Source organism: Acidobacteriota bacterium (genome assembly GCA_028874215.1).
Lineage (GTDB): Bacteria > Acidobacteriota > UBA6911 > RPQK01 > JAJDTT01 > JAJDTT01.
The window spans coordinates 1-5,190 of the sequence record JAPPLF010000046.1 but is presented as its reverse complement, the minus strand read 5'-3'; the positions used below and the strand labels follow the sequence as shown (position 1 = coordinate 5,190).

Sequence of the window (5,190 nt, the reverse complement as noted above, 5' to 3'; positions counted from 1 at the left end):
CGTCGCCGACACCCCATCCCCCAACTGGACGGAGTGCTGTATTCCCTGCGTCCACCGAAGTAATCTTGTAAGTGTTGAAATAATTATAGTTATTATCTGTCCTCCCGAACAGATTCCCTCATTGAATCCCACGTTCTAAACGGGAATCCATGCGACTCTATTGGAGGTCCGTGGACGTGACCGTTCGTAACCGTTCGGTCAAGCCGTGGGGATCGACTTCCTGAGCCGGGCCTGCTTGCGCTCCGTTACTTTGAAGGCCAGGGACTCGAAAAAGCCGCCGCCGCGACCGAGAGATGGGTGCGTAAGGGCGCACGAGAAGGCAATAACTTCGCTTCTGACCTTATCGGTCTCGGGAACCCAGATCCGCGATCCGGAAACAAGGGCCAGAGGAAGACATCCTGATCCTGCCCCTGCCCTTCTGGTTGTCGCTCGGCGTAGCGGTCCGCCGCTGACCTCTCCTTCGCCGATCTGGTGAGCCCATCGGAGTGAACAACGAGGCAAGCATCGTATCCGCCGGGTCGGTAGCTCCTCCTACACTTCGGCCAGAAGGGATTCCGTCGCATCATTAAATATTGTCGGAGGGGTCCCCGCTACCTGGAGGAATGGAACTGGATGCCCGCTCACTCTCTAAGAATCTCTCATCCTTGCGAACAAAGATCCGCGACTTTCTTTCTGGCGGTAGCCTTGGGTTTGAGTTTGCGGGTCTCGTCGGAGCCAACCACGGCACTTGGGCGATTCGCTCCATTCCCGCCAGGTACTTCTCAGCCCCATTATAGCCAGTGAATTGCAATCGCATCAGTTCGAGGTCCCTGATCGTCATCGGCGTGGTCGCCTTCATCATCTGCGTATTGGGTTTCTTTGGGACCATCTTCAGAGTACCCCTCATTGGGTCCGGCATGTGGGTTGCCGGGATCACTCTGAGCGCAATCTGGACTCGGGACGCCATTCATTGCCGACTGGCTGAGAAGGCGGCATGGCGAGCAAATCTCCTTACTGCGGAGAAGCACCTGCGCAAGGTTCGGATGCTGCAAGAGAAGAGCAAAGCGATCAGGTGGGAATACGAGCTGGGTGGAGAAGTCGGATGTACAAAAGGGAAATCCCTTTGGTTGTCCTGATACTCGCCCCGATCGTTCTGGTCGGAGACGCTAAATCCACGGTTCAGAACGTCGGCGAAGAGACGCTGCTCGCTCACATTTACCCGATGGCGCATGGCTACAGCACTACGGTTGTGGTCATGGATGCCGCGCTGCTGCTGAACTTCCTCGGATTCTGAAGGGATAGAAGGAAGGTTGCCATGAAGTCAATGTCCGTGTTCGTATCCGTACTCTTCTTGTTAATCCCCGCCACCAGTTTTGCCCAGGAGAAGGAGCTTATCGCGCCGATATTCACGCAGGTCGATCCGTTACGCTCTTGGCTCTCCATTTCGGAATCTTCGGGCCAGTATGTCGTAGTGGAAGTGCAAGAGTACACGGTTGCGGGAGAGAGAGCGCACGAGAGGAGCTACTTTCTCGACCCCAATACAATTGTTGCTTATTCCGCGTACGATGATTTGTGCACTGGTCCCGTCGCGAAGAACGGATGGGCACGGGTGACTTTTCCGGACGACCGAGACCTGCATATTGTCAGTACAACATGGGACTACAGTCGGCGCGGTATGTACGCTGAGTCCCAGCTTGTAGAACCTGCCCCGGCGTTCCGCCTGTTCGCCAAGTCAACGTCCGAAGGAGAAACAGGGATCGCCATCGTCAACCCGACGTCGGAGACACAGACAGTCTCCGTGGCCTTTCACGAGTATCACCCGCGCTACAAGACCGTGACAGAAAAGGAGTGGGAGATTGAAGCCGGGAACAGATTGAGCATGTTCCTTTCAGAGTGGCTTCCCCTGGAAGGAACCGAAGGCGACGAGTACGTGGTCACTGGCATCGTGCGAGTCCAAGGGGAAACCGTCATTGCCGTGGGAGCTCTCACTTACTCACGGGCGACGGAGTGGTTTGAGACGGTTCTTGTTACAGAGGAGCATGGCGATGAGTAAGGATACTGGCGTGAAGTCACTTGCGTTCGTGGTCGGTATATTCCCGCTCCCGTTGCTTCTCGGGGCCGGACACTACAACCCGCTCACAACGACACCCGAGCCGCTCAAGGTTCTGATTGCCCCGATCTACCCTCAGAATTGGCCCCTGACGACCTACGTCACCCTGTTCGAAGCCCGTGGCCGAGCGATGGGGTTCTACCTCCATGAGTTCACTGAAACGGGACATTACGTCCTGGGAGAAGGAGAACGTCACTTTATCGGCTCAAATTCCAGCAAGACGATCTCCTTCTTCCACGACTTCTCGGGAAGGAGACTTGGGAATGGCTGGGCGCGGTACACGTATCGAAGCCAGGACCGGAAGCTCGAAGGATTCGTGACTGTGGCGAAGTACAAGCAGCCTACACCTGAGGACGGCCACGAGAGGGAGGTCTCGGCCCGCATTAAAGCGGTAGAGCCAGCCAGAAGCTTCCGCCTCCTGGCTTATCGCGACAGCATCGAAGAAACGGCTATCTCAATCGTCAACCCCACGGAAGAGGAGCAAACAGTCACGGTCCGATTGTACGGCGGATGGACCATTCCGATCTCGAATGCACGACCGGATCCCCGGTTTGTGGAAAAGTCTTGGACGCTTGGCCCTATGACCCGCCTGAGCCGGTTCCTCTCAGAGTTGCTTCCTATTGAAGGGTATGACGATTCGACAGGCAGAACTGACGATAGGCCAGGCAGAACCCACGGTATAGTCCACGTCCAAGGCGAAACTCAGATTGCGGTGGGTGCCCTGGGTTTCGACCATGAGACAGGCGAGTTTTGGGGATTGCCCGTATTTGCCGAACCGCCAGAGCACCCTTGAGACTCTTTCCCCAGTACATCCAGTAATTGGTTGCTACGGAGGTCGCGTCAACCCGTCCTGCAGGTGCAGGACCAGAGCCTATCGCCAGTTTGCACCCAGGATGTGCAGTGCAACCATGTCCCTTGATTCCAGGTAGCGTACCGACCGAATCGCGGTAAAGTCCGTCACCGCACCCAGTCCTAGAGAAGAATCGCCCACAGGAGAAGAAAGGGTCAGCACTCCTCCCAGAGAAGGGGGAGGAAAGCCCATCGAATTGCATCACCTCGCCTCTTACTGTGCGCAGCCGGTTCAGATAGCCTTCGATCCAGTCCCGGCGATCTCCAATTCCAGATGCGTCACATTCTGACGGACCTGCTCCACATCCTGATGGATCCGAGACTCAACCCGCCCCTCCCGATAGATTCCCCAAGCTATTCCTCGGACGCCATGCTCTCCATCGAAGGCATCTCGCCCTCCAGAGGGATCACCGGCAACGTGGTGAAGATGTCGTTCATATCATCTAATTCCACGGCGACTCCGGTGAACTTCTGCGCGATTCCGGACGCCGTGCAGCGTACCGATCCTGTGAAGTCCGACGTGTCGTATTCGAACATCTCGCTGATGAACATGGCGTCTTGACCGTTGGCCGCCAACTTGACTTCTGCCTCTTCCATGACCTCGCCGCCCATCATCAGATGGCAGATCAGCATCAGCTCTTTCTCGCTCAAGTTGCGGAGTGCTGCGCCGGTGTCGATGCCTCCGGCCTGACGGCGAGCCGGGAAGATGGCGTCCCGGACCGGCTGGCTCGCTCCAACGCCAGCCACGCCGATGTGGGGAATGTCAAAGCGCAAGACCCCGCCGATGGGGCTGTGGGGACCGTCGGAGATCACTTTCACGGACCCGGTCACGGTCTCTCCCATGCCATTGGTGGAAATCGTGACTTCACTCAGGGCCGCCAATTCCGACTCGAGCGTGACCGCCCCGTAAGCCGTAGTTTGCAGATCTTCGCTGATGTCCACCACAGATTCCGGGTCGAGGAGTTGACCCATTTCGTCGTAGAAGTAGACGGCAGGAAGGATCGGAGTGGCGGCCAGATTCACCAACACGATGTCGGAGGTGATAGCGGATCCGTTGCCGAAGTGGGCAAAGTCCAGCGCGATCTGATGCCCGAGATAGATGCCGGAGCCGATGATCATGTTCTGGTCTGAAAAAAGGTCCGGGAGGGGCGAAGTGAAAGTCTCGACGTATCCCAACTTGGGGGAAGTATGGTCTTCGTCTCCGATCACGGTTGGATCGTCGAAATGATACTCGACATAGCCTCCCCCGGCTTTGGCCGCGGCTATGAGTTCCTGGGCGAACAGGGCTCCGGTTAATTGGTCTTCCAAACCGCTCAGGTCCTGGTCCACCGAGGCCGGATTGGCCCCATGCCAGCGGATCACACCCTCGTCATTCGAAATGTAAATGTAGACGGAGCCAAACTTCCATGGCTCCTCCAGGAATTCGTCAATCCGGCCACTCTCAGTAAGGCCCTCCACATGTGCCTTTGCCGCCTGGACGAAGGCCTTCAGGGTCTCCCGGTCCAGGACTTCCCTGGCCGTTATTCTGGTGCCTTGGGCAACAACGGGTTGCCATGCGGATAAGAGGCCGGCAAAAATTATGGCCCCCAAGAGAAGTGTCGATCTTGAAGATTTCATAGTGGTTACTCCTTTGTGCTGACAATAGGACGTTCCATCGGTGTAGATGCGGAAGCCTTGGCGGTTTAACTGATATCTGGATCGATCCCTTCAAGCAGAGAATCGAACTGTAATCAGCATTTATGATGCAGGGGGAATCCTTCTGGCCGAATCCCAGGCCGGGAAGCAAATGGAATCTCGAATTGGCGATGATATGAAGCGCCTGGACGAGCGCGGCGCCCGTCTTGAGCACAGTCAGGCCAAGCTCAAAGAGTTGATGAAGGGTTTGCGCAAGGCCACCACCCGCCCAAACGTCGCCCGACGCCCACCAGAGGGAATTCCCGCGAGATCATCGGCGAGACTCGTGCGGTCGCGCTCGGCGCCGGGGGCGGTCTCAGACTCGCATAAAGCAAATTATTCAGGTCTGTGTTGGCGGCCATGCAAAAGCACTTTGGCCGCCTGATGAAGGGACAGTTCCAGGTTGCCGTTCCGCATGTCTCCTCAGGCTCTAACCTGCCACATCAACGGTGTCATTTCTTGCCTTCCCGCAGGGACCATTGGGACGGGAGCGACCCCCCCAGGGGGGGGGGTTGAGTATTATAAATTTAAGGAAAACCCCCCCCCCCCCCCCCCGCCCCAAAAATGGGGGGGGGCCA

Annotated in this window: 4 protein-coding genes; 3 read left to right on the top strand and 1 reads right to left on the bottom strand. The window is 56.9% G+C overall.

Annotated features, from left to right (window positions below; all coding sequences use genetic code 11):
* Positions 1–1,081: 1,081 nt before the first annotated feature.
* The 3 genes from OXT71_08905 to OXT71_08895 are packed head-to-tail and all read left to right on the top strand — an operon-like array spanning position 1,082 to position 2,882.
* Positions 1,082–1,273, top strand: a complete 192-nt coding sequence (locus OXT71_08905; GenBank protein ID MDE2926501.1) for a hypothetical protein — start codon at positions 1,082–1,084, stop codon at positions 1,271–1,273.
* Between the two features lie 21 nt (positions 1,274–1,294).
* Complete coding sequence (locus OXT71_08900) at positions 1,295–2,032, top strand: hypothetical protein (GenBank protein ID MDE2926500.1); 738 nt, start codon at positions 1,295–1,297, stop codon at positions 2,030–2,032.
* A complete protein-coding gene (locus OXT71_08895) occupies positions 2,025–2,882 on the top strand; it encodes a hypothetical protein (GenBank protein ID MDE2926499.1) in 858 nt (285 codons plus the stop codon). The genes OXT71_08900 and OXT71_08895 overlap by 8 nt, the downstream gene beginning before the upstream one ends.
* 410 nt (positions 2,883–3,292) lie before the next feature.
* On the opposite strand, the gene OXT71_08890 is transcribed toward OXT71_08895, so the two are convergent.
* Positions 3,293–4,555, bottom strand: coding sequence for a cache domain-containing protein (locus OXT71_08890; protein MDE2926498.1), 1,263 nt, complete (start codon positions 4,553–4,555; stop codon positions 3,293–3,295).
* Between the last annotated feature and the right edge of the window lie 635 nt (positions 4,556–5,190).